This is a genomic window from Vibrio hippocampi (genome assembly GCF_921292975.1).
GTDB lineage: Bacteria > Pseudomonadota > Gammaproteobacteria > Enterobacterales > Vibrionaceae > Vibrio > Vibrio hippocampi.
In genome coordinates, this window is record NZ_CAKLCM010000002.1 from 1816329 (window position 1) to 1841393 (window position 25065).

Genomic DNA, 25065 nt, shown 5'->3' on the forward strand with positions numbered 1-25065 from the left:
TGTAACAACCTCTTTTCCAAAGCGCTCTTTGGACAAAAAAAACCTACTCAAGCAAGCCTGAGTATCATTTCGAATTTAATTGGATTTGCTCAAGTGGAATCAAAATGCGCAATTTTCACACTGATATTCACGGTATGCGGAACGCGTATCACTATGACGCATCTGCCACTCGCCCGAAGGCCCTAGCAGGGAATAAGATAATATAGCTCAGTTCATCAAAATACTGCAACACCGAAACGAAAAACATGTGAGATTTGGTGCAATTAAGGTAGCCAATCTGTAAGCAACTTTTTCACTCTTATTCGCTTAAGTCGACGTAAGCTCCGTCGTATCGGGTATAAAGGGAAAGGTAAGGAAATGATTAACTATCCCAACAACAAGATTGTTCTTGCTGTCATGCCTTGCTAACCTAAACTTTATAATCCTAACTCCATGCACAAATATAACTTATGAAATACCACCAAAGATACGGATACTACTCAGTATTCACTCTACTTATTTTGTGCGTTCAAGCTTTTTGCGTTCAAGCTCACGCAGCAGACTCGATACTGCCTTACGGCTCACGCCATGCGCTCTATTTAGCGCCTTTGAGTGAACCAGCAAAGCCTGTGGTTGCCACCAACAGTGATCAGTTTTTTCCTCCCGCGAGTACACTTAAAGTCGTCACCGCACTGGCGGCTAAATTGCAACTTGGTGACCAATTTCGCTTTAATACTGAGCTAAAAAAACTCAACAATGATTATATTATCCAATACTCGGGCGACCCGAGCTTTTCTCGCGCTGACTTGCGTCGCTTATTAACTCAGATAGCCAAATCTTCGAACGGAAACATCACCCATATTTGGTTAGACAACCGCGCGTTCACAGGCTATCAACACGCTGTCGGTTGGCCATGGGACATTCTTGGCGTGTGTTACAGTGCCCCGACATCAGCGATTACTTTGGACGGTAATTGTGTGCAAGGTGCGCTGTATACGAATAAAGATGGCTCAACTCGAGTCAATGTTCCCAAGCATCAACCGATATCCGTGAATACCTCGGTTCATGTAACCCAAACGGCGAATGAAGACTCACCGCCTTGTCAGTTGGATCTTGTCACCTATCAAGATAATCGCTATCAACTCTCTGGATGTGTCGGTTATCGACAATCCCCATTACCATTAAAATTTGCCGTGGTATCTCCGCAGCTATTCACCCAAGCTGTGATTAAAGATGAACTAGCAAAGTTAAATGTTAAGTCTGTCCCTCAAGTGAAAGTGGGGGTTCCAAACAACAGCCAATACGCAAAAACCATACTTGTTCATCGCTCCGCGCCGTTACCCGAGCTACTCACCGTGATGCTGCAGCAATCCAATAACCTTTATGCCGATAGTCTCACTAAGACCCTAGGGATGAATTATTTCGCTCAAGCGGGTTCCTTTAGCAATGGTACACAAGCAATCAAAGAAATTTTACGAGATAAAGCGGATATAGATTTGAGTTTAGCGGTATTAGAAGATGGTTCTGGCTTATCGAGGAATAATCGCCTGACCGCCGATCAACTGGTTCAGGTACTCAAATATATCTATCAAAACGACCAAAATTTAAACCTGATTGCTCTTTTGCCTACTTCTGGCGTGAATGGGACTTTGCGATACCGTTCTAGTATGCGTAAAGCACCGATCAGCCAATCTATCCGAGCGAAAAGTGGCTCTCTGTTTGGTAGCTATAATATGGCAGGTTATGGTCTAGATAGTCAGGGCAAACCTAATAGCGTCTTTGTACAATTTGTCTCTGACTATCATCCCAAAGCGAATAAAGCCCCCTCTGGACCTTCTCCATTGCAACGCTTTGAAGAAGGGTTTTATCGACAAGTGGTAGAGTTAAGCCAATAACCCCAACGAGTCACCATCTAGCGACTGTTTCTCGGGGGGTTAAGCCAGCCCCAAGAAGTAGTTGACGACGGTAAAATAGATCCACATTCCTGAAATATCGACGATGGAAGCAAGCACAGGGCTCACTAATACAGCGGGATCTAATTTAAATACGCGCGCAATAATGGGGAGAACTCCGCCTAATGTTGTCGATAAGGTAACCTGAATAAACAAGGCAACGGCGATCGCTAGAGCGATCGTATGCAGGTCAAATCCACCGGTACTGGCAGCATCACCAAAAACTAAGATCCGACCAACCATCACAAGCGCTACCGCAGAGGCTAAGCACACTGCCACTCGGCTCTCTTTCCATAACACCGCCAACCACTGACGCTTACGCAACTCTCCTGTCGCCAGTGCCCGAATCACTAACGTCGCCGCTTGCGTACCGGTATTGCCGCCAGCTGCTGCAATCACCGGCATATAAACCGCTAACAGCACTAACTGGCTTAACGTATCTTCGTATTGAGCAATGATTAAGCCTGATACAATACCGAGTAAGGCGAGAATAATAATCCATCCAATACGTTGCTTCACATGCTCAAGCACCCCAGTAGTGAGATAGCCACCATTGGTTTCTGCTTCTGAGTGAATCAAACCTAATTGATGCGCAAAATGTCTTGCCCTTTTATCGTGTCCAAGCTGATCTAACTGCTCAATCAAATGCTGCACCTTGCCTAAAGCACAGTGCTGTAATACCCCGACCGCTTCATCTATCGGCATCACGGTGAGCAGGTTGAGTTGTTGCTGGTTATCATATTTTAAAAATGCTTGTGTTGCTGCACAGATCTCTTCGATAGAAAAATCTGTCGTTGCAAGCATAGTATTGTTCATTACCGTCATGGCGAATCTCCCGATTAGCTTTGGTAACGACCATCAAGAAATGCAATACGTCGCTCTCCAACTCTTGTCAGAAAGTGATCCAGATTGCTGAGTAACAAGGGAGAGAAATAGAAGTGGGGAAACAGAAAAGAGTCGTGCCCAGCCGTGATCGGCAAGCACAAAGAACGTGACAATACCGAAAGGTTATTTCTCTCCGTTGGTACTAGGAGGATGGTCGATATTGTTCATAGTAGTCTCCAAAATTGCTGCTCTGTCAGCAGCGGCGCTAGGATAGCATGCTCGAAAGTGGTGTAAAGTTATGACGATAATTTATACATACTTGGTTACGATTCTTGGTCCGCTAGCGTAAATGTGGTCCGTCAGAGACAACAAAGGCGAGGGCTATCGCGTACCTCGCCTTTTGTGACCGTTAAGCAAGTGTATCACTCGCCAACAAATTTCTTATCACCAACAAGACTCGTGCCGCCAACAAGCGCACGACTTGGCAACAAAGTTATACCTGTTTGACTTGCAGTTCTTTAGGAACCTCAAAGAACATATTCTCTTCACGTCCCTGTAACTCTTCGACTTCAAGACCACCAAGTTGCTGAACTCGATTGATAATCTGGCTGACCAGTTCTTCCGGTGCGGACGCGCCCGCCGTTACCCCTACTCGACTGGCTTGCTCAAACCAAGCGGGATCCAATTGTTCTGGCGAATCCGTCAAGTAAGCTTTCGTCCCCAATTTTTCAGCCAGTTCTTTGAGACGGGTAGAATTGGATGAATTAGGTGAACCGACAACAATCACCACATCGGTCTTAATCGCTAAATCTCTTACTGCGTCTTGTCGATTCTGGGTCGCGTAGCAGATATCATCTTTACGAGGTCCTTGAATATCAGGGAACACCTGTCTCAATCGTTCAATCACCTCGGCGGTTTCATCAACCGATAACGTCGTCTGACTCACATAGTGAAGATGTTGCGGATCTTTGACATCCAAGTTATCGACATCACTGGGTTTCTCGACCAAATACATACCGCCGGTTTCACTGGCATATTGCCCCATGGTACCTTCAACTTCAGGGTGACCTGCATGTCCAATCAGCACCACTTCCATATTTTTTCGACTGGCACGAGCCACTTCCATATGGACTTTCGTCACCAAGGGACAAGTCGCATCAAAAACCGTTAAGTCTCTGAGCTTAGCCTCTTGACGCACCGCTTGAGAGACACCATGAGCGGAGAAAATCACAATATTGTCGTCAGGCACTTCAGAAAGCTCCTCGACAAAAATCGCACCTCTTTGCTTCAATCCCTCAACCACAAAACGGTTGTGCACCACTTCATGACGCACATAGATCGGGGGTTGGTACAATTCTAAAGCACGCTCAACAATACTGATAGCTCGATCAACACCAGCACAAAAGCCGCGTGGGTTCGCCAATTTAATTTTCATCTTTTTACTCTTTTGTCGACCTGAGTTTGATTACTCGACTGCCAATATTTCAACTTCAAATGTGACATCTTGCCCTGCTAAGGGATGATTGAAATCAACGGTCACAGAGTCACCGGCAATCTCTGTAATAATGCCCGGAATTTCCATGCCATCAGGACCGGAAAACGCCATTATTGTACCGACTTCGACCTCAGAGTCACCTACAAACTTAGCCCGGTCCATATAGTGAATATTGTCTGGATTTGGCAATCCAAACGCGTCTTCGGCATTGAGCAAAATTGATTTTTCATCCCCTATAGAGAGCCCCAACAGACAACGCTCAAAGTTGTCACTCAAGCTGCCATCACCAATTACTAATTTCGCTGGTTTACCTGCAGCATGGGTACTGTCGGCAACTGAGCCATCTTTGAGTTTGATAGTAAAATGAAATGTTACTGCACTATTGTTTTTTACTGTTGCCACGGATGCACTTCCTTATTGCTGCTCGCTGCCCTTGGACTGGCTTAAGAAAGCTGAGTTATCACAAACTCACTTTTCTAAGGTCATCAGGTCATTTTAATTTCTATTAGTCACAGGCTAGTTATATAAAAAAGCGCCGTGCATATCAACGCACAGCGCTTAAGGGTATTTACTTAGATCACTGGTTTATTCAGATTTAGCTTCACGATGTCGGAAACTATCAATAATGATCATACCTGCACCAATACAGATAGCCGCGTCGGCCAAGTTGAATGCTGGCCAGTGGTAATTACCCACATAGAAGTCCAAATAATCAACCACATAACCATGAATTACGCGGTCAAAAACGTTGCCGACGGCACCGCCAATAATCAATGCATAAGCGATATTATTCCACTTTTCTTGCGCAGGTAACTTACTCATCCAGTAAGTCAGCATCCCTGTCACTACAAAGGCAATACCTGTAAATAACCAGCGCTGCCAACCGGCTTGATCACTTAAGAAACTAAACGCCGCACCGTAATTATGGACATAGAGCAGGTTAAAAAAAGGCAATATCTCGATGCGATTAGCCCAACCGTACCCCATATTTTCCATAACGATAAACTTGATACCGATATCCGCTAAGAAAATAATCAGCGCTAGCCACAACCAACGAACACCGGATTGTCGCAAAGCTATTGCGTTGTCACTCATCACTTTACCTACCTAGAAACAACTTGCCTATCTAAAAACAACCCCAGTCAAGACTGGGGTTGAAATACTTATTTTAAGGTTCCACCGCTTGATTAAGCGAACTTACGAACTTCACCTTCACCATCGATGTTGGATACGCAACGACCACAAATCGCTTCGTGCCCCTCAATCGTACCTACGTCCGGTGTGTGGTGCCAGCAGCGGTCACATTTTTGACCATCAACAGCCGCCACTTCAACAAACAGACCTTCTAGATCCGTTGCTTGAGCTGTGTCGCTCTTGTCAGAAATAGGCTTGATCGTTGCTGCAGAAGTCAATAGAACAAAGCGCAATTCATCTTCAAGCTTATTGATTGTCGCTGCAAGTGCGTCATCCGCGTAAAGCGTTACGTTCGCTTGCAATGCACCACCAATCACTTTGGCAGTACGTGCTGCTTCAAGCTGCTTGTTCACTGCATCTCTAACAGATTGGATATCCGCCCAGAATTCGTTGTTTAGCTCTTCGCCTTCAACCAGACCGAATAGACCATCGAACCACTCACCAGCGAACACAAACTTATCACGAGTGCCCGGCATCTCATTCCAGATCTCGTCTGCGGTGAATGACATAATAGGTGCCATCCAACGAACCAATGCTTCGACAATGTAGTAAAGCGCGGTTTGGCAGCTGCGTTGAGCATGTCCACCAAGCTTAGCGGTGTACTGGCGGTCTTTGATCACATCTAGGTAGAATGAACCCATCTCGATTGAGCAGAACTGCATCAAACGCTGTGTCACAGCATGTGTGTTGTACTCATCGTATGCCTTGATGATCTCTTCTTGAGCCGCGAATGCACGACCCACAGCCCAACGATCCAGTGCCACCATCTCTTCAACAGGAACAATATCGGTCTCTGGATTGAAGCCGTTAAGGTTTGCTAAGAAGAAACGAGCGGTGTTACGGATACGACGATAAGCATCCGCACTGCGTTTAAGGATCTCATCCGATACCGCAACTTCACCAGTATAATCTGTTGACGCTACCCACAAACGTAGGATGTCAGCACCAAGCTTGTTAGTCACATCTTTAGGTGCAACAACGTTACCGATAGACTTAGACATCTTGCGACCATGGCCATCAACCACGAAACCGTGAGTCAAAACTTGCTTGTAGGGTGCTTCATCTTTCATCGCAATTGATGAAATAAGTGATGACTGGAACCAACCACGGTGTTGGTCTGAACCTTCTAGATAGAGATCTGCGCTGTTGCCGTTGTACTCTTCGCGAGAATCCACAACAGAGAAGTGTGTCACACCAGAGTCAAACCAAACGTCTAACGTATCCAATACTTTTTCATAGCTGTCTGCGTCTTCGCCAAGCAGTTCTGCTAGCTCAACATCCCACCATGCTTGGATGCCTTTTTCTTCCACCAATAGCGCCACTTTTTCAATCAGCGCTAATGTATTTGGATGTAGTTCTGCCGTCTCTTTGTGAACAAACAGTGCAATCGGCACACCCCAAGTACGTTGACGTGAAATACACCACTCTGGGCGACCTTCAATCATACCCTCAATACGGCTTTGACCCCACTCAGGCATCCACTCAACACTCTTGATCGACTCAAGTGCTTTCGCACGCAAGCCAGCTTGGTCCATTGAGACAAACCATTGCGGTGTTGCACGGAAAATAATCGGGGTTTTATGACGCCAGCAGTGTGGGTAGCTATGCTCGTATGCGTGGTGATGCAATAGAGCACCGCGCTCTTTCAACACTTCAACCACGGCATCATTCGCTTTAAATACATGCTGACCAGCGAATAGTTCGGTATCTGGCAGGTAAACACCATTTGAGCCGACAGGGTTAGCCACTTCTAGTTGGTACTTTTGACCCACCACAAAGTCTTCTTGACCGTGACCAGGCGCCGTGTGAACCACACCGGTACCCGACTCTGTAGTGACGTGATCGCCAAGGATCGCAGGCACCGTGAAATCGTAAAATGGGTGGTTGAACTGCTCAAGTTCTAGATCCGCACCTTTGGCAAAGCCTAGGTTATGGAAATGCTCGATACCAGCACGATCCATCACCTCTTTTGCTAAATCAGAAGCGACGATAATACGCTCAGGGTTGTCACCCTCAACTTGGATCAATACGTACTCTAGATCATCGCGTAAGCAAACCGCGCGGTTTGCTGGCAGTGTCCAAGGTGTTGTTGTCCAGATAACAATCGAGATATCGCCTTGACCTTCATGACCTTCAGAAAGGGCAAATTTAGCAACCAGACCCGCTTCGTCAGCCGCTTTGAAACGGACATCAATGGATGGCGAAACTTTATCTTTGTATTCTACTTCCGCTTCCGCTAGCGCACTGCCACAATCGGTACACCAGTGAACCGGTTTAAAACCTTTTAGTAGGTGACCGTTATCAGCAATCTTACCTAGAGCACGAATGATGTTCGCTTCGGTTGCGAAATCCATTGTGCGATAAGGCTTATCCCACTCACCCAAGATACCAAGACGCTTGAAGCTCTCTTTTTGACCTTCAACTTGACCCGCTGCATAGTGGCGACATTTTTCGCGAAACTCTGCTGCCGTCACTTTTTGACCCGGCTTGCCGACTTTTTTCTCTACCATGAGTTCAATAGGTAGACCGTGGCAATCCCAACCTGGGATATAAGGTGCATCAAAACCAGAAAGTGTTTTGGATTTAATAATAATGTCTTTAAGAATCTTGTTTAGAGCGTGACCAATGTGAATGTCACCGTTGGCGTATGGAGGGCCATCGTGTAGAACAAAGGACTTTTTACCTTTCTTCGCTTTACGGATCTCACCGTAAAGATCTTCTTTATACCAACGCTTAAGCATTTCTGGCTCACGATTAGCCAGATTGCCGCGCATAGGAAACCCTGTTTCAGGTAGGTTCAGGGTATCTTTATACTCACTCATCGATTCTTAATTCCGTTATATTGGGCGAAAGTTAGACATTATGTTAGCGGTGGAATCTTCCGCTAACCCTTGTACTGACGTAGCCACACCCTTGCTACCTCAGCATCCAATTCAATTTGCTGCTTAAGCAGCTGCAGTGAGTCAAATTTCATCTCACTGCGTATTTTATGAAGTAGTGCTACTTCAATTTGTTGACCATACAAATTACGGTGGTAGTCAAAAATATGCACTTCAAGATCGGTTCTCGTGCCGTTGACCGTTGGTTTTTTACCAACGTTCGCTACACCAAGCAAGGGCTGCGACTCTAAACCAAAAACATGAACGGCATACACACCGTTAACAGGTGAAACATAGCGTTTTAAAGAAATATTGGCAGTAGGAAACCCAAACTCACGAGCTAACTTTTTGCCATGAGCCACTCTTCCAGAGAGCGTATAGTGTCGCCCTAACATCTCTTTTGCTTGCCCAAGCTCATCATTCGCCAATGCGTGGCGGATTTCAGTGCTGCTGACTCGAGTTTCATTGACGCGAAAGCTTTGTGTGCTTATCACCTCAAATCCATGCTCTTTACCAGCCTGTTGTAGCATAGCAAAATTGCCGACGCGACCCTTACCAAAGCGGAAGTCGTCACCGACAATTAAGAACTTAACACCCAACTTCCCCACCAACAAGTCTCGAATAAAAGATTCTGGTGTGAGGCCAGCGAAGTGTCGATTGAAATTGACGCAGAGTAATCTATCGAGTTGCATCTGCGCCAACAGTTCAAATTTATCACGCAATCGCGTCAGACGTGCTGGGGCTTTATCTTTAGTGAAAAGCTCCATGGGTTGAGGCTCAAATGTCATCACTACCGAGGGCAGACCAAGTTGATTGGCTCTCTCTTTTACCTGTTCAAGCACCGTTTGATGACCTAAGTGAACACCATCGAAATTTCCGATTGTAAGAACACAGCCATGATGCTGACTTCTTAGGTTATGAATGCCTCGAATGAGTTCCATGAATTACCCAAACCACCTGTTTGATCAATATTGCTAGCGTGAAACCGACGGATTATAACTAATCATTATCACTCTGTCGCTGCTTTTAAGTGTTTCGCTCGAATTCCTACCACAAACAGAGTTATTAGGTAGCTAGCCCCACCCGCAATGATCAATCCCGTTAGCGTCATCACTCGCTGACTCAGGCTCCAAGTTAGCCACATCGACATATCATCAAGCAAAAGCAGTAATACGGTAATCATAACGGCGACCGCAATCATCAGGCGTAAAACAAAAACGAAGGTCTGCTTGCTAACACGATAGACGCCTTGAAGATGCAGCCCTCTATAGAGTAGCGCCATATTGATTAAAGCAGAGAGTGCGGTGGCCATTGCCAAGCCCACATAACCATAAAAGTAAGCGAATATCGCGTTAAAGATCATGTTAGATACCATCGCGACAATGCCGTATTTCACTGGGGTCTTAGTGTCTTGTCGTGAGTAATAACCCGGAGCCAACACCTTTATCAACATAAAGTTCAGTAGGCCGGATGCATAGGCAAACAGTGAATAAGAGGCTTGCACCACATCTTGTGCAACAAACTCTCCACGCATAAACAGCACCATCAGCATAGGCTTAGCTAACACCATCAATCCTGCCATCGCGGGTAAACCCAACAGAATCACCATTTTTACCCCCCAATCCATCGTCTGAGCAAAACCTTGGCTTTGTGCGTCGACATGCTTACGAGACAAGGTAGGCAAAATGACGGTCGCAATGGCAATACCAAACAGACCAAGAGGAAACTCTAATAATCGGTCAGAGTAATACAACCAACTGATTGAACCGGTCGCTAGGAAACTGGCGATAAAGGTATCAAACAATAGATTAATCTGGCTAACAGATACGCCGAACAGCGCCGGTATCATCAAGGTGCGTATCTTGATAACCCCTGGATGATGCCAGCCCCATTTGGGTTTCACTAGCATGCCTTCTTTGACTAAAAAAGGGATTTGGAAAGCAAATTGAACAAAACCGCCTAAAAACACACCAATAGCCAAGCCAATTTCTGGCTGTTGTAACTGAGGAGCCAAAAAGCTCGCACAGGCGATGATCATGACGTTTAAGAACACTGGGGTAAAAGAGGAGACCGCAAACTTACCCAAGGTATTGAGGATAGCGCCCGACAAAGCCACAAAGGTGATAAACCAGAGGTAGGGAAAGGTTATCTTCAGCATTAGAGAGGCAAGCTCATATTTACCCGCTGAGGGTTCGTCGTTAAGCCAATCCAAAAACCAACCAAAACCAAATAGTGCAGTCACGACGCCCGAGCCTATCACGCCAAGCAAGGTGACCAGCGTGATAATAATACCCAGCGTGCCCGACGCGTGAGCAATCAACTCTCGCGTTTTATTCTTGTCACCGGAGGCATGATACTCCGTCAATACCGGAACAAAAGCCTGAGAGAATGCGCCCTCTGCAAATAGACGACGCAGGAAGTTAGGGATCTTATTGGCAAAGAAGAAGACATCGGCACTGGCGCCTGCTCCCATCAAATTAGCCACGACAACATCACGCACCAAACCCAATACACGAGAGATAAAGGTCATGGCACTGACAACCATCCCTGACTTAAGTAGCCGTTTACTCACCGGAACCCCTAAAATAAAATATGGACGAAATACAACCCGCTTCCCCTCTATATTAATCATTAACGAAAAGCTTTAGCTTCGAAGAAGGGATTAGTATTAGCATTGGTTGAAAAATACTGTTAGAATCCCCGCCATCTTAACCGCGATAGCCCTTAGATACCAAAACTTGTTTTGTGTCGTCGGGTTTTTGCACAAATCATTTGACAATTAAGCGCAAATAGGGGATATTCCTCGCCCTTAAATTGTCACCGAACTAAGTTTTTGGGAGTTAGACCCTTGGCAAACAGTAAATCTGCTAAGAAGCGCGCTATCCAAGCTGAGAAACGTCGTCAGCATAACGCTAGCCGTCGCTCTATGATGCGCACTTACATGAAGAAAACAATCGCAGCTATCGAAGCTGGCGATAAAGAAGCAGCAACTTCAGCATTTGCAGAAGTTACGCCGATCCTTGACCGTATGGCGACTAAAGGCCTTATTCATAAGAATAAAGCAGCTCGTCACAAGGCTCGCTTCTCTGCTGCAATCAAAGCTCTATAATTCAGACTTTGCTTGTATTAAAAAAACCGGCTTATGCCGGTTTTTTTATATCTCAAATTTGCGGTTAGACTCATTCCGCTGCTCAGCACCTACCTTACCCAGCGAGTAAATTAGAAAAATCCGCTTCACAGACACTTTTTACCGCGGGATGCTGAATCATACGCTCAGCAAAAATAACGTAATATTCCTCTTTCAATCCTTCAATATTGCCCACTAACTGCAATGGACGCTTATCCTTGATTTCTGACATATAGATACTGGGAGCCAAAAAGATCACATCATCTTTATAGGTAGAAAAAGCCTTCATTAAAGCCACATCATCAAATTCACCAAGAATATTTGGCTGTATCCCTTGTTGGTCAAACCATTGCAGAATTTTTCGTCCCATCGCCGTTCGGCTACCGGGAATCAACAATTTATATTGTTCTAGCACTTCCGGAAAATGCCTAATGTCGACGTTTCCCGAACTAAAAAAGCTCATATTACTTTCGCCAAGCTTTTTACTAAATAAGCCTGGGCTCTGACTCGAATCCACCGGGCAGTCTGATAGGATCATATCGAGCTTATGCTGTGAAAGCTGCTCTAACAACATTTCATGGGTAGACTCAAAGCAGCGCAAGTGAATACTGTTGTCATCCGGAATCGTCGTCATCAATATCTTACTGACCAGTCGTTTAGATAGTGCATCAGCAACACCAACATCAAACAACAGATTAGAACGCTGGCTGTAGTTAACAATATCCAGCATCTCGTAGCTCAACCCAAACATACGATCCGCGTATTTGTAGACGAGTTGTCCCAGCTCTGTCGGCTCAACACTACGACCATTACGCTTGGTTAGTTTGCCATCCATACGCTCTTCCAGCGCCTTTATCTGCCCTGTCACCGTTTGTGGTGTCAAAAAAAGCGCATCCGCCGCTTTGGTGACCGATCCCTGCTTGCAGACCATCCAAAAATAGTAAAGGTGATTGTAATTTAGGTGAGACATGCTTTTGAGCCTTATGATGAAGTGTTGTAGTTATAACAAAATCTCACCCTAGCAACAAGATTCGTAATTTCCGAATATAATTAGGCTATTTACAGTTAATACCGAATTAATTATGAAATAAAGGAAACATTATTGTCATAAAAATAATTTAAAAGTGAAATAAATCGATTTTTATCATCGCTTAACCTGCTTCAATCTCTTTTTTTCATAAGCAAATAAATTATTTAAAAACAACATCTTAAATATCAAAATATAAAGCAAACGTTTACGCAAATCCGACGAGTTCACACTATTCTGACATAGAAATATAAGTGTAATATTTCTGTCATGTTACATCTCTACTATCGCCTCAGATTCAACAACCGACCAACTAACAACTCAATGGTCCTATGGAGAAAACTATGATGAACCAAGCAACTGCAGCGTCACCAATGTCGGCAACGACACGCTCACTACGCTGGGCTAACTTGGCATTCATGCTCTATCTACTGCTGGTTTCAGTATCAATGGTAGGTAGCGGGTTTAAAATGGCAGCGGGCGAACAAGCTAAAACGCTATTCGAATTCGCGTCACACCCTGTTGCTGGTCTTATGATTGGTCTAGTCGCAACCGCGCTAATTCAGTCTTCAAGCACCGTCACCTCTATTATTGTTGGCCTAGTGGCCGGCGGTCTTCCTGTTGAAACCGCAATTCCGATGATCATGGGTGCCAATATTGGTACTACGGTGACCAATACATTGGTAAGCCTTGGTCATGTTCGCTGTAACACAGAATTTAAACGTGCATTCGCAAGTGCGACCATTCACGATTTCTTTAATCTTCTTGCGGTGATCATCTTCCTGCCATTGGAAATGATGTTTGGCATTCTTGACAAGATCTCACACTGGCTTGTTTCACCGATGCTTGCTAGCGGCGACATGAGCATGAAAGGTCTGAACTTTATCAAGCCACTCACCAAGCCTGTTGTCAGTGCGATTCAAGAGCCGTTGAGCCAGTTTGGTTCTACAACCGGTGGTGTTCTACTTATTGTCTTGGGTATCGCAACCATTTTCGTCGCGATTACCGCAATGGGTAAGCTGATGAAAAGCCTAATGGTCGGTCGTGCCAAAGAGATGCTACAGAACGCGATTGGTCGTGGTCCAATTCACGGTATTGTGTCTGGCTCTATCGTAACCGTACTGGTTCAATCATCTTCAACCACTACCAGCCTTATGGTTCCACTTGTGGGTTCTGGTACGCTGAAGGTTCGTGATGTTTATCCATTCACGCTAGGTGCAAATATTGGTACCTGTATTACCGGTCTCCTTGCCGCTACCGCTGTAACTGGCGCTAACGCCGCATTTGCATTGCAGATTGCATTGGTTCACTTGGTATTTAATATCCTTGCCACTCTGTTTATCTTTGGTATTCCTTTCTTAAGAGAGCTACCGGTTAAAGGTGCAGACTATATTTCGGACATGGCGATTAAAAACAAAGCTGTTGTTGGCGGGTACTTAGCTAGCGTTTTTGTGGTGCTACCCGGAACGATTCTATTCCTAACCGCTTAATCATCCTATCGCGATAAATTGCCGATAAAACAAAGGCCAAGCTTGAAAGCTTGGCCTTTGTCGTCGTTATCACTGGCTATGTTGTCTGTCGTTATACCGAGAAGGGATACTTTATCGCTTCATGGCATTCATAACCTTCCACAGTAAAATCATCCAGTGTTACCCAAGTTTCTAAATCTTCAAGCGACTTAATCTCAGGATTAATATGGAATGTTGGCGCTGCTAATGGTTCACGTTTCAACTGCACATCACGCATTAGCTCAAGTTGGTCTTCATAAATATGAGCGTTAACGATCTTATGGTATGCCTGACCCGGTTTATTACCGGTAATTTGAGCCATAATCGCCAAAAAGACATAAACCTGAACCATATTGAAGTTCAGCCCAAGCGGGACATCACAAGAACGCTGGGTGCTGTTTAGATATAAAGTGTCACCAAGTAGCGAAAAGTGGTGGCTGTACATACATGGACGCAAACAACCTTGATGAAACTCACCCGGGTTGTAGAAGTTAAGGATTTCTCCTCGGTCGTCGATACCTTGAGTCAGGTCATCAACAATTTTCCTTAACTGATCAATATGACCGCCATCCGGCTTGGCCCAAGAGCGACCTTGTACACCGTACACACGCCCCATGTCATCTTCACCTTTACGGTAAGGATTATTGAGCCACGCTTGATTCAAATTCGCATTGGCATCCCAAGTCTTGGTACCTAATTTACGGAAATCTTCCGCATTGTCATAACCTCGGATATAACCCAGCAGTTCTGCGACTGCTGCTTTCCAAAAGCTCTTTCTGGTCGTTACCAATGGAAAAACATTATTGGCAACGTCGTAGGTCAGATCGGCATTGATGACCGTTAGACAGCGTTTCCCTGTGCGCTCGTTTGCAATCCATTCACCTTGGTCAACGATACGCTGACATAAATCTAAATACTGTTTCACGACAATTACCTACTACTTAGAAACTTTTTGTGTTGAGCTCGCATTGACCTTGTAAGCCCAAACCATCATTAACGCGCCAATAATGACCATAGGAAGTGACAGTATTTGTCCCATGGAAATAAAGTCACCAAACAAACCAAGATGCGCATCTGGCTCTCGAACATATTCCACTAAGAAGCGGAAACTACCATAGCCTAGCAGGAATAAACCCGATACTGAGCCAGCTGGACGCGGCTTTTTGATAAACCAGTTAAGAATAAAGAACAGCACCACACCTTCAAGCGCAAATTCATAAAGTTGCGATGGGTGACGAGGGAATGGACCGCCATTAGGGAAAATCACACCCCAGGGAAGGTCGGTGACTCGACCCCACAGTTCGCTATTCATAAAGTTGCCAATGCGCCCCATACCGAGACCAAAAGGAACTAATGGCGCAATAAAATCCGCTACGTTGAAAAAAGTGCGATTGTTCTTTTTGGCATACCAGAACATGGCAGTGATAACACCCAGCAAGCCACCATGAAACGACATGCCCCCTGTCCATACCTTAAATAGATACAGAGGGTCCGCCATCAGTTCTTCGAAACCGTAGAAAAAGACATAGCCAACTCGGCCACCAATGATCACACCTAGAAAACCGGCGAAAAGAAGATCGGAAACCTGCTCTCGAGTCCACCCTGAATTTGCTTTATCGGCACGACGGTTGGCTAACCACATAGCGAATATAAAACCAACCAAGTACATTAAACCGTACCAACGAATCGAAACTGGACCGATTTCGAACAGAACTGGATCGATATTGGGAAATTCTATATATCCCTGAGACATAATACGCTCACTTTTTTATTGATGTTTGAATTACAGCATCATTGAGAATGACACGAATAATAAAAAGACCGCGAAAATCTTTTTTAATTTCGATGTAGCCAACCGAGTGGCTAATTTTGCGCCAAATCGTGTGGTAAAAACCGAAGTTGCAACAATCGCTAACAAGGCAGGTAAGTAAACATAGCCGACGCTGTAAGCGGGTAAATTTTGCAGCTGAAAACCATGAAAAACAAAGCCTAGCATACCTGCGACTGCCAGCAAGCAACCACAAAACGATGAACAGCCTACCGCTTTTCGCATCTCCACGCCATGACGATTTAAAAATGGTACCGACATTGATCCGCCACCAATCCCAGCCAGACTTGAAACCACCCCAATAATTAGACCGTTAACACTGGTAATAATAGGTGAAGGCATACTACGAGCTTTGCTGACCTTGATTGACGTGAGCATTTGTATCGCCATAGCCAACACGATCACCGCAAACACCCTAGGTAAGTACTGATGAGGTATGAACTCAGCAACATAAGACCCTGCAACCCCGCCTAAGATCACTCCCGGTATTAACCACTTTATCGCGAAGAAGTCGATGTTACCGAGCTTGAGGTGATTGAGGCTTGATGCTCCAGAAGTGACGATAATAGTGGATAGAGAGGTTGCCAAAGCGACATGCATCACTTGCTCTGGAGGAACATCAAAATATGGGAGTAGAAACACCAATGAAGGGACAACGACTAAGCCACCACCAATACCAAGTAGACCGGATAACAGACCAACAAAACTCCCCAAGAATAGGAGTAAAATTAACAGTTCGTAGTTCACATAAGATCCAATCAAATCACATCTAACGTTTACCAGCTCGAATAAAGCCAGCCAGTCCCTTTAACTCAAAAAATTGCTGCATTTGACTGTAAATATCGCTTCCGTAAGGCTTAGACAACGCGCGATGAGCAAGATCTTGCAATTCTTGATAAGACGTTTGACGTAAAATGTACTTCACCTTCGCAACGTTAGAGGTGTTCATACTCAACATATCGTACCCTAACCCTACCAAAAGCAAGGCGCCAATAGGATCTCCAGCCAACTCACCACAAATACACACCGGAAGATTATAGGTTTGGCAAGTTGCAAAAATATGTTTCATTGCCGCCAGAACAGAGGGATGAAGCGTTTCATAGATATCGGCAACCTGCGCGTTGTTGCGATCAACCGCTAATAGATACTGAGTCAAATCGTTGGTACCTACAGACACAAAATCGACCTTATCGGCAATAAATGGGATCAGATAGAGCATGGAAGGCACTTCTATCATCACACCGAGGGCGGGTCGTTTAATATCAGGATGCAGTTGCTGCACTTCAGCCAAGGCTTGCTCAATCAATTCCATTGCGCCATCAAGTTCCTGGACAGAGGAAACCATCGGCAACAAAATACTCAAGTTGTCTAAGCCTAAACTGGCTTTCAACATCGAACGCAACTGAATCAAGAAAATATCAGGATGATCGAGCGTAAAGCGAATACCACGCCATCCCAAAAATGGATTATCTTCGTCAATCGGTAGATATGGCAACGCCTTATCGCCACCAATATCAAGGGTACGCATGACCACTTTCTTATCCGGGTAGGCATTGAGTACTGAGGTGTATTGGTGCAGTTGCTCCTCTTCGGAAGGAAACTTTTGCTGAGTTAAGAAAGCAATTTCCGTACGGTACAATCCAACACCATCCACATACTGATTCACAGAGATACTGGTATCAGCACTTAACCCCGCGTTGAGCATGACCTGAATACGGTGTCCATCTAAAGTACAAGCCTCTTCAGAAACCGTCTTGTCCACCATCGCAGACAACTCTGACTCTTCGGAAACCAACTCACTGTATTCAGATAACAAATCTTGGCTAGGATCTGGGTAAATCTCACCACTATAACCATCAACAATGCCCACTTTGCCACTAATCAGCTCAGGATTAATGTTGACGCCCATAATCGCGGGGATGCCCATCGCTCGCGATAGAATCGCCGCATGGCTATTAGCAGCGCCATCCAAAGAGACAACCGCTAGCAATTGTTCTTTAGGAATTGAAGCTAAAATAGAAGCGGTCAGTTCCTGCACCACAAGAATAACCGGCTGTTCAAAGTTGTGAACAGGCTGTTCGGTATTTTGCAAGAAGAACAGTAAACGTTGCCCCAGCTCTTTAATATCTTGAGCACGTTCCCGTAAGTAAATATCCGACATCTTGGCAAAGCGATTGGCGTAGCTTTCTACCACTTGTCGCAATGCCCAATCCGCACGATCACCTTTGGCAATTTGAGCTTTTAAGTCTTTGCGCAGCATGGGATCGTTGAGCAAGTGAGTAAAGAGATCAAAGATCGCCAGTGCGTCTTTGTTCAACTCAAGATCCAACTTCTTACGCATACGCTTAAAGTCTGCGAGCGCATTCTCTATCGCCAGCGAAAGTAGCTCTTGTTCTCGGAGGATATCGAGTGTTGATGCTGGAAATACCTGACTTAAGTCCGGTTGGGTATTGTCCCACCACAAAGGGCCAATTGCCACGCCAGAAGACGCTGGGATACCTTTGATCACCGAGACTCTATCACCATCAAAAAAGCTTTGCCCTTGCGCGGTCGCATGAGCAATGATGACCGCGACCTGAGCCGCGAGCGTGACCAAGAATGATTCTTCCATTTCATCAAATTGACGAGAAGATTTTTGCTGGATCACGAGAACGCCCAATACTTGCTTACGATGGATTATGGGCGTTCCAAGGAATGAGTGATATATGTCTTCCCCAAGTTGAGGGAAGAACTTAAAAGAAGGATGCTTAGCCGCTTCGGCTAAGTTGATAGGCTCTGCTGTGCGTTTTACCAGTCCCACCAAACCCTCATCAAAGCCAATGTGGATAGTATGACCGGTAAACCTCAAGCCTTGCGTGGCCATCAGTTCCAAACGCTGTTTTTTTTCATCCGCAAGATAGATGGTGCAGCACTCTGTATTCATGGCTGCACACGTCTGTTTTACCAAGATTTCGAGGGCGCTATGAACTTCCTCTGCCTTAGAAACATGCTCAACTATATCCCGCAGTTGCGATAGCATTTTTACCCTCTTTGGTGTTTACGCTTACCTTTAAATTTACGCTCTTTAAAAGGCATCGCCAACGATGCAAACTCTTTCATCGCTCGACGATATACATCTCTCTTGAAAGAAACGACTTGTCTCACTGGATACCAATAACTCACCCAGCGCCAACCATCAAACTCAGGGGTTTTAGCACGCTGCATATTGATTCTCGATTCCTCGCAATCCAAGCGCAATAAAAACCATTTCTGTTTTTGCCCAATACAAACGGGTTTCGAGTCCCAACGTACCAAACGTTTAGGAAGTTTATACCTCAACCAGTGGCGACTAACAGCAACGATTTTTACATCGTTTTTTGTCAATCCAACTTCTTCGTATAATTCTCGGTACATGGCTTGCTCAGGCGTTTCGCCTTCATCGATTCCACCTTGTGGAAACTGCCATGAGTGTTGTCCGTATCGTTTAGCCCAGAAGACCTGACCATGGTTGTTACAGATTACAATACCAACATTAAGTCGGTAACCATCGCCATCTATCACTGGCCAACCTCAATTAAATTTTCATTAACAGTGATTTTTCCACATATCCCCTAGTTGAGCAAACTAAGTAACACGTAAATTTGAACAAATCCTATTAATTCGCACCACTTGGGATAAGTTTTCTACATACCGGTAGTTATCAACACACAAATGAGAGCTAGCCCTCATTTATTCACCTTTTCTGTGAATAACTATGTGAAAAATCACTGATCTTTCAACAATATTGGTATTAACAAAAAGAACAACACAAGCCTACAATCGAGAGGTTTAATTTAAAATTATTTAAAAACAACAAGTTACATTCAATCAACAAACAAAACCACTCGGTACTATTTAATAAAAAAACGACCACACTTAGATCGGTCAAAGATCAACCAGGATGCTTTTTATCCACATTAGAATGGCGTACTTTTAATAAACTCGCCTATAGTCAAGCAAAATATCACTCAAAACCCCTGTTTTTTTATACAGAACTCGAAAAGTCATACTAAATAGAAATAAACGCTGTGGATAAGTTTGGTGGCGATCGATCTTTTACCAAAATTGATCTTTTTTTGTACAAGCCGTTTTAACTATTCGTGTTAATATCTCGCTCATCGCATCCTATTTTCTTAATTACGGTATGAAAACCCCTCCAAGTTCAGAAAAAGAACTCATCCAACGAGCTCGTGATATTGCTGGCTTATCATTTGGTGAACTGGCACAAGTCGCACAGATGAAAGTGCCCGAAAGCTTAAAGTATGATAAAGGATGGGTAGGACAACTACTTGAGTGGCATCTTGGCGCCACCGCTGGCAGCAAACCAATTCAAGACTTTCCCGAACTCGGTATAGAGCTAAAAAGTATTCCTATTGGCTATAACGGTAAACCCTTAGAGTCGACCTTTGTTTGTGTCGCACCACTTACCGGCGTTCATGGCTTAACCTGGGAAAAGAGCCACATTAGAAATAAGCTATCACGAGTATTATGGTTACCTGTCGAGGGAGAAAGAGACATTCCTGTGACTGACCGTTTAGTCGGCTCACCTTTAATTTGGAGCCCATCAAAACAAGAAGAGTTGCAACTCAAAAATGATTGGGAAGAATTAATGGATCTCATTGCTTTAGGCAAGGTCAACCAAATCACAGCCCATACAGGAGAGATCTTGCAGATCCGCCCTAAAGCTGCTAATAGTCGAGTTAAAACAGAAGCTTATGGCGTAACTGGACAACCAATAAAAACGCTACCAAGAGGCTTTTACTTACGTGCCGCATTTACGTCGTATATTCTACAAACCTATTTTATTTAATTAAAAACAACCTTACTCGGGTAACTCAAAGAGACGCTTCAATACAAACTGAGCTCTATATCATAATAGTCGGATAAGCTTTTACTCGTATCGGTCCTATCTCCACGGTGAAGCCGTAAATAGGCTTTCTGTAGCCCCATGGTATAGAGTGTTTCTTTCACTGAATCAATCGAATCAAATTCTAAAGCGTGTTCGTTGTCTAAAATGGGTTCAAGTTTATGTTTATATTCCACTGCCAATAAATAATGTGAAATATCAGCACAACCAATCACAAATACCTTAGGTGGTTGCTGTGAGTCTTTATACTCCCCTCTTAACCACTGATCGAGCTGATGTTTTTGCATTTACCACCCCCTCATTATTATTATGAACAATACTAATGTTTATACCCAAGTTACCTTAAGATGCAGAATTCAAAGAAGCAGAATTCAGAGCTAATTTGGGTATAGAGCAATGTTCATAGACAAGTTTAGCCAATGTTGACAAAATTTAAATGAATGTAACCACGATTCTATCCTTTAGAGGAATGCGGAAGGAGGCAAGCCTCCTTCCGCTATGAGTTACGTCGTCAATCTCGCATAGAGAACCCGACGAAGAAGACGAACTTTACGCTCGGCGATAATATCTGGAGCCTTTGAGTCACCCAGAGGTCTACCTGTTTTATCAAAGCCAATATCTTTCATCAGATGTTCACTGTGCAGAGGCAAGTAGTAACGATTACGTCGTACACGGCGTTTCCACTCACGTTCTTGTGTATGAATATCGGCTTTAATTAAGCATGTTGCTAGCGTTAAGTAGATTGAAGTTCGCATAGGTTTTCTCCTAAATAATAAGTATTTTGAGGAGAGAAATAGCGTGCAAAATTAGAGAAGACTCATTAAGACTGCTATTTCCGCAGCCCCAATGGTTACGGATATATTATGCGTGTTTGTTGGCAAAATCCTGCATGAACGCCGGTGACAATGAATCCCACGTCACGGTTAATCGATCACATACAGTTTTTAGCAAACTCATAGGTGTAGCATGCATGTACATAACTACTACGGCGTCAGTATCAAAACAGATAATATTTTTCATGGTACTGTGCCTCCTATTCGCTTAATAATCCTTGGAAAGATGAGTTTATTTTTTAAACTCAGGCGTATTTTTATACGTTGTGGTTATAATTTCAACACTTGAGTTATATATAATATAAAAACAAGATATTCGTCCATAAATATGTCCGAACTATGGAAGTTACCAGTTTAATATAATAAAAAAGCAGCTCATTTGCATGCGCTGCTCTTCTTGGGTATATACCCAAGTTACCTCAAGATGCAGAGTTCAGAAGTAACTTGTGTATAGTCGCGTTGATTTAAAACGTCTCTTCCGCAATCAAACTGTGTTTATTGAGAAGACGATACATGGTGGCTCTAGAAATTCCTAACTCCTTCGCAGCTTGAGTCACCTGACCATTGTAGCTATCTAGCACCAAAATCAGCGCATCACGTTCTGAGCGCTCTCGAATACTCTTCAAACTACGTTTGCTCGAGAAGGTTCCCGGTAACTCAAAATGGGAACTTGAGAGTTCTTCACTTTCTGACATTAACACCGCGCGTTTGATCTGGTTAATCAATTCCTTAACGTTGCCCGGCCAGTGGTAATAGCTCAACGCCTTAATCGCCTCTTCATCAACGGTTTTTACCGGTGAGTTAAATTCTTTCGCGAACTGTCCAATATAGTAATTCACTAATGGCGCAATATCAGTAGCTCTTTCTCTTAGACTCGGGACATTGATTCGTAGCACGTTAATGCAATGGAAAAGCTCATCGTTAAATTTGCCATCACCTAGCGCTTTTTCAATGTCAGAGGAATCAGCGGCTAAAAGCCTAACATCAAACTCGCGAATCCCTTTTGCAGTTTCAATTTGACCATCTTGATAAAACTTCAACAGATTCAATTGCTGCGGCATCGGCAGGGTAAAAATATCATTCAGTAGAATGGTGCCACCGGAAGCTTGCTCTAACAGTGAGACCTTATCCGGATCATGCATTCCAAAAAATTCATTCTCAAATCGAGCATTGGAAAAGGCACGGCAGTTAATAGCAATAAAGGGTTTTTGAGCCCGGGAAGAACTCTTATGTACCGCTTTAGCGACACTCTCTTTTCCAGCACCGACTTCACCATGAATCATGATACTGACGTCTGTTGGCCCGATACGCTTAATCTGGTCACGCAGTCTTCTAATCGGCAACGAGTGACCCACAATGCCAAGTTCACTCTCATTATGGCTGTTTGGCCATACACGCTGCTCCAACTTCAGCATACCTAACTGATGACCAATCGTACTGACTAAACGTGCATCAGGTACGGGAGTTGTGAAAAAGTCGATACAAAAGTTAACAATAAATTGGCATATAGTATCGGAACTTAGCTGCGACTCACGGATAAAAGCAATCCAACGCACCTGCTTGTGAGAACTCACTAATTTAGCTATGCCATTGAGGCTGAAGTCATCTCTTGTTAAATCAACGACACCAATACACGGACCTATATCAGAAAAAAACGCGTCTGCTTTTCTCAAGTCTGAACATTGGCTACAACGCCACCCCCCCTGCTCCAGTACCGACAACCAGGGCTCATAAGTGCCCCCGACGACAACCAATGAACCTGGAATAGAATCCATACGAAAATCAACACCCATTAAATCTTCCTTATTCTCTTGATTGTTCTATTTCTATCCATAGAAACCTAAATATGATAACAATTTTAGTTTACCGTTTTGTCTCATATTTAAGACTAGTGCAAGTATTAGAACTTCGCGAACAAGATGCTGAACTTTAGTTAAAAAAAAAGCCTCTCCAACTGGAGAGGCTTTTAATATCAGAGTGTTATCTTACTGCTGTGGGCGCATAGCTGGGAACAGGATAACATCACGAATAGTATGCGTATTGGTAAATAGCATCGCTAAGCGATCAATACCAATACCTTGACCCGCTGTTGGCGGCAGACCGTGTTCTAGTGCAGTAATATAGTCTGCATCGTAGTACATCGCCTCATCATCACCCGCATCTTTCGCGTCAACTTGAGCTTTAAAGCGTGCATCTTGGTCTTCCGCATCATTAAGCTCAGAGAAACCATTTGCCACTTCACGACCACCGATAAAGAATTCAAAACGGTCAGTGAAGAAAGGGTTATCGTCGCTACGACGTGCCAGTGGAGAAATGTCCGCAGGATAACCCGTGATGAAAGTCGGCTGAATAAGTTGCGGCTCAGCAGTTTCACCAAAGATTTCTTCCAACAGTTGACCACATGTCCAGAATGACTCGACTTGAACGTGGACAGATTTCGCAATCGCCACCATCTTGTCACGGTCTTGCAGGTCTTGCTCTGTGAGTGCTTGGATTTCTGCATGTTCAGGGTTGTAATGCTTAATCGCTTCAAACATGCTCATGCGAGTATAAGTACCACCGAACTCTACGGTTTCGTCACCGTAAGGCATCGAAGTAGCACCGAGAACGTCCATCGCAACCGTGCTTAGCATCTCTTCAGTCAGATCCATCAGATCTTTATAATCAGAGTAGGCTTGATAGAATTCCATCATCGTAAATTCTGGATTGTGGCGAGGTGATAGACCTTCGTTACGGAAGTTACGGTTGATCTCGAATACGCGATCAAAACCACCGACAACCAAGCGCTTCAGGTATAGCTCAGGCGCAACACGCAGATACATATCAATGTCCAACGCGTTGTGATGAGTGATAAACGGACGAGCTGTCGCGCCGCCAGGGATCACATGCATCATTGGTGTTTCCACTTCTAAGTAACCCTTAGAGCTCATAAAGTTACGAATCGAAGAAACCAACTTAGAACGCACGATAAAGGCGTGACGCGAGTCTTCGTTAACGATCAAGTCGACATAACGCTGACGGTAACGCATCTCTTGGTCAGTCAGACCGTGGAACTTCTCTGGTAGAGGACGAAGTGCTTTAGTTAGCAACTCGTACTGCTCCATGTTGACATAAAGGTCGCCTTTACCCGATTTATGCAAGGCACCTTTAACACCAACGATGTCACCAATATCAAGACCTTGATATTTGTCTTTCAACTGTTTCTGTACATCTTTAGCTGCATAAGCTTGTATACGACCTGACGTTTCTTGAATCACCAAGAAAGGACCACGTTTTGCCATGATACGACCTGCAATCGCAACAACATGGTTCAGTTCTTCAAGCTCTTCTTTCGTCTTTTCACCAAATTCTTTTTGTAGGTCACCCGCGAGTGCATCACGACGAAAATCGTTAGGATGCCCGTTCGCTTTACAGCTGGTACGGATTGCATCCAGCTTAGCGCGGCGTTCTGCAATCAGCTTGTTTTCTTCTTGTTGGTTGTCGTTCTGAACAGCATCAGTCATTTTCGATCTATCCCGTTTAAATTGGTGAAA

21 protein-coding genes are annotated in these 25065 nt (G+C 44.3%); 4 read left to right on the forward strand and 17 right to left on the reverse strand.

Annotated elements, in window-relative coordinates:
* Window positions 1-449: 449 nt before the first annotated feature.
* A complete protein-coding gene (gene dacB, locus L9Q39_RS10570; protein WP_237485030.1) occupies window positions 450-1874 on the forward strand; it encodes a serine-type D-Ala-D-Ala carboxypeptidase in 1425 nt (474 codons plus the stop codon).
* A 39-nt stretch (window positions 1875-1913) separates the two neighbouring features.
* Here the strand turns inward: dacB and L9Q39_RS10575 are convergent, their stop codons facing one another.
* From L9Q39_RS10575 to murJ, 7 genes are all read right to left on the reverse strand, one after another.
* Window positions 1914-2756, reverse strand: coding sequence for a magnesium transporter (locus L9Q39_RS10575; RefSeq protein ID WP_237485031.1), 843 nt, complete (start codon window positions 2754-2756; stop codon window positions 1914-1916).
* A gap of 493 nt (window positions 2757-3249) precedes the next feature.
* Window positions 3250-4191, reverse strand: coding sequence for a 4-hydroxy-3-methylbut-2-enyl diphosphate reductase (gene ispH / locus L9Q39_RS10580; RefSeq protein ID WP_237485032.1), 942 nt, complete (start codon window positions 4189-4191; stop codon window positions 3250-3252).
* 30 nt (window positions 4192-4221) lie between these two features.
* Window positions 4222-4653, reverse strand: a complete 432-nt coding sequence (gene fkpB / locus L9Q39_RS10585; protein WP_237485033.1) for an FKBP-type peptidyl-prolyl cis-trans isomerase — start codon at window positions 4651-4653, stop codon at window positions 4222-4224.
* A 183-nt stretch (window positions 4654-4836) separates the two neighbouring features.
* On the reverse strand, window positions 4837-5346 hold the full coding sequence (gene lspA, locus L9Q39_RS10590) for a signal peptidase II (protein ID WP_237485034.1): 510 nt from the start codon (window positions 5344-5346) through the stop codon (window positions 4837-4839).
* A gap of 92 nt (window positions 5347-5438) precedes the next feature.
* Entirely contained in the window at window positions 5439-8267 is a 2829-nt protein-coding gene (gene ileS / locus L9Q39_RS10595) for an isoleucine--tRNA ligase (RefSeq protein ID WP_237485035.1), read from the reverse strand.
* 62 nt (window positions 8268-8329) lie between these two features.
* Entirely contained in the window at window positions 8330-9265 is a 936-nt protein-coding gene (gene ribF / locus L9Q39_RS10600; RefSeq protein ID WP_237485036.1) for a bifunctional riboflavin kinase/FAD synthetase, read from the reverse strand.
* A 68-nt stretch (window positions 9266-9333) separates the two neighbouring features.
* Window positions 9334-10896, reverse strand: a complete 1563-nt coding sequence (gene murJ / locus L9Q39_RS10605) for a murein biosynthesis integral membrane protein MurJ (RefSeq protein ID WP_354004649.1) — start codon at window positions 10894-10896, stop codon at window positions 9334-9336.
* Between the two features lie 276 nt (window positions 10897-11172).
* Here murJ and rpsT point away from each other — a divergent pair, with 276 nt between their 5' ends.
* Window positions 11173-11433 (forward strand): 30S ribosomal protein S20, encoded by a 261-nt coding sequence (gene rpsT, locus L9Q39_RS10610; RefSeq protein ID WP_042473565.1) that lies wholly within the window; start codon window positions 11173-11175, stop codon window positions 11431-11433.
* A gap of 94 nt (window positions 11434-11527) precedes the next feature.
* On the opposite strand, the gene nhaR is transcribed toward rpsT, so the two are convergent.
* A complete protein-coding gene (nhaR, locus tag L9Q39_RS10615; RefSeq protein ID WP_237485037.1) occupies window positions 11528-12421 on the reverse strand; it encodes a transcriptional activator NhaR in 894 nt (297 codons plus the stop codon).
* 404 nt (window positions 12422-12825) lie between these two features.
* Between nhaR and L9Q39_RS10620 the strand changes: the two genes are divergently transcribed.
* Window positions 12826-13968 carry a Na/Pi symporter gene (locus L9Q39_RS10620; RefSeq protein WP_237485555.1) on the forward strand — a complete coding sequence of 381 codons (1143 nt, stop codon included), beginning with the start codon at window positions 12826-12828 and terminating at the stop codon, window positions 13966-13968.
* Between the two features lie 91 nt (window positions 13969-14059).
* Here L9Q39_RS10620 and L9Q39_RS10625 read toward each other — a convergent pair whose 3' ends face one another.
* The 5 genes from L9Q39_RS10625 to rppH are packed head-to-tail and all read right to left on the reverse strand — an operon-like array spanning window position 14060 to window position 19354.
* On the reverse strand, window positions 14060-14911 hold the full coding sequence (locus L9Q39_RS10625) for a thymidylate synthase (protein ID WP_237485038.1): 852 nt from the start codon (window positions 14909-14911) through the stop codon (window positions 14060-14062).
* Between the two features lie 12 nt (window positions 14912-14923).
* Window positions 14924-15739 (reverse strand): prolipoprotein diacylglyceryl transferase, encoded by an 816-nt coding sequence (gene lgt / locus L9Q39_RS10630; protein WP_237485039.1) that lies wholly within the window; start codon window positions 15737-15739, stop codon window positions 14924-14926.
* Window positions 15740-15769: 30 nt separating this feature from the next.
* Entirely contained in the window at window positions 15770-16561 is a 792-nt protein-coding gene (locus L9Q39_RS10635; RefSeq protein ID WP_237485040.1) for a sulfite exporter TauE/SafE family protein, read from the reverse strand.
* A 22-nt stretch (window positions 16562-16583) separates the two neighbouring features.
* Window positions 16584-18833, reverse strand: coding sequence for a phosphoenolpyruvate--protein phosphotransferase (ptsP, locus tag L9Q39_RS10640; protein WP_237485041.1), 2250 nt, complete (start codon window positions 18831-18833; stop codon window positions 16584-16586).
* A 2-nt stretch (window positions 18834-18835) separates the two neighbouring features.
* Complete coding sequence (gene rppH, locus L9Q39_RS10645) at window positions 18836-19354, reverse strand: RNA pyrophosphohydrolase (RefSeq protein ID WP_237485042.1); 519 nt, start codon at window positions 19352-19354, stop codon at window positions 18836-18838.
* Between the two features lie 622 nt (window positions 19355-19976).
* Between rppH and mutH the strand changes: the two genes are divergently transcribed.
* Window positions 19977-20642 (forward strand): DNA mismatch repair endonuclease MutH, encoded by a 666-nt coding sequence (gene mutH / locus L9Q39_RS10650; RefSeq protein WP_237485043.1) that lies wholly within the window; start codon window positions 19977-19979, stop codon window positions 20640-20642.
* A 38-nt stretch (window positions 20643-20680) separates the two neighbouring features.
* Here the strand turns inward: mutH and L9Q39_RS10655 are convergent, their stop codons facing one another.
* From L9Q39_RS10655 to lysS, 4 genes are all read right to left on the reverse strand, one after another.
* Window positions 20681-20986, reverse strand: a complete 306-nt coding sequence (locus L9Q39_RS10655) for a hypothetical protein (RefSeq protein ID WP_237485044.1) — start codon at window positions 20984-20986, stop codon at window positions 20681-20683.
* Window positions 20987-21202: 216 nt separating this feature from the next.
* A complete protein-coding gene (locus L9Q39_RS10660) occupies window positions 21203-21454 on the reverse strand; it encodes a DUF1127 domain-containing protein (RefSeq protein WP_237485045.1) in 252 nt (83 codons plus the stop codon).
* A 542-nt stretch (window positions 21455-21996) separates the two neighbouring features.
* On the reverse strand, window positions 21997-23325 hold the full coding sequence (locus tag L9Q39_RS10665; protein WP_237485046.1) for a sigma-54-dependent transcriptional regulator: 1329 nt from the start codon (window positions 23323-23325) through the stop codon (window positions 21997-21999).
* A gap of 192 nt (window positions 23326-23517) precedes the next feature.
* A complete protein-coding gene (lysS, locus tag L9Q39_RS10670; RefSeq protein ID WP_237485047.1) occupies window positions 23518-25035 on the reverse strand; it encodes a lysine--tRNA ligase in 1518 nt (505 codons plus the stop codon).
* Window positions 25036-25065: the final 30 nt, after the last annotated feature.

What these genes read in the sequence shown, in the direction of transcription:
- dacB (WP_237485030.1), top strand. Translation starts at nt 450, where the DNA reads ATGAAATACCACCAAAGATACGGATACTACTCAGTATTCACTCTACTT.
- L9Q39_RS10575 (WP_237485031.1), bottom strand. Translation starts at nt 2,756, where the DNA reads ATGACGGTAATGAACAATACTATGCTTGCAACGACAGATTTTTCTATC.
- ispH (WP_237485032.1), bottom strand. Translation starts at nt 4,191, where the DNA reads ATGAAAATTAAATTGGCGAACCCACGCGGCTTTTGTGCTGGTGTTGAT.
- lspA (WP_237485034.1), bottom strand. Translation starts at nt 5,346, where the DNA reads ATGAGTGACAACGCAATAGCTTTGCGACAATCCGGTGTTCGTTGGTTG.
- ileS (WP_237485035.1), bottom strand. Translation starts at nt 8,267, where the DNA reads ATGAGTGAGTATAAAGATACCCTGAACCTACCTGAAACAGGGTTTCCT.
- ribF (WP_237485036.1), bottom strand. Translation starts at nt 9,265, where the DNA reads ATGGAACTCATTCGAGGCATTCATAACCTAAGAAGTCAGCATCATGGC.
- nhaR (WP_237485037.1), bottom strand. Translation starts at nt 12,421, where the DNA reads ATGTCTCACCTAAATTACAATCACCTTTACTATTTTTGGATGGTCTGC.
- L9Q39_RS10620 (WP_237485555.1), top strand. Translation starts at nt 12,826, where the DNA reads ATGAACCAAGCAACTGCAGCGTCACCAATGTCGGCAACGACACGCTCA.
- lgt (WP_237485039.1), bottom strand. Translation starts at nt 15,739, where the DNA reads ATGTCTCAGGGATATATAGAATTTCCCAATATCGATCCAGTTCTGTTC.
- ptsP (WP_237485041.1), bottom strand. Translation starts at nt 18,833, where the DNA reads ATGCTATCGCAACTGCGGGATATAGTTGAGCATGTTTCTAAGGCAGAG.
- mutH (WP_237485043.1), top strand. Translation starts at nt 19,977, where the DNA reads ATGAAAACCCCTCCAAGTTCAGAAAAAGAACTCATCCAACGAGCTCGT.
- L9Q39_RS10655 (WP_237485044.1), bottom strand. Translation starts at nt 20,986, where the DNA reads ATGCAAAAACATCAGCTCGATCAGTGGTTAAGAGGGGAGTATAAAGAC.
- L9Q39_RS10660 (WP_237485045.1), bottom strand. Translation starts at nt 21,454, where the DNA reads ATGCGAACTTCAATCTACTTAACGCTAGCAACATGCTTAATTAAAGCC.
- L9Q39_RS10665 (WP_237485046.1), bottom strand. Translation starts at nt 23,325, where the DNA reads ATGGGTGTTGATTTTCGTATGGATTCTATTCCAGGTTCATTGGTTGTC.
- lysS (WP_237485047.1), bottom strand. Translation starts at nt 25,035, where the DNA reads ATGACTGATGCTGTTCAGAACGACAACCAACAAGAAGAAAACAAGCTG.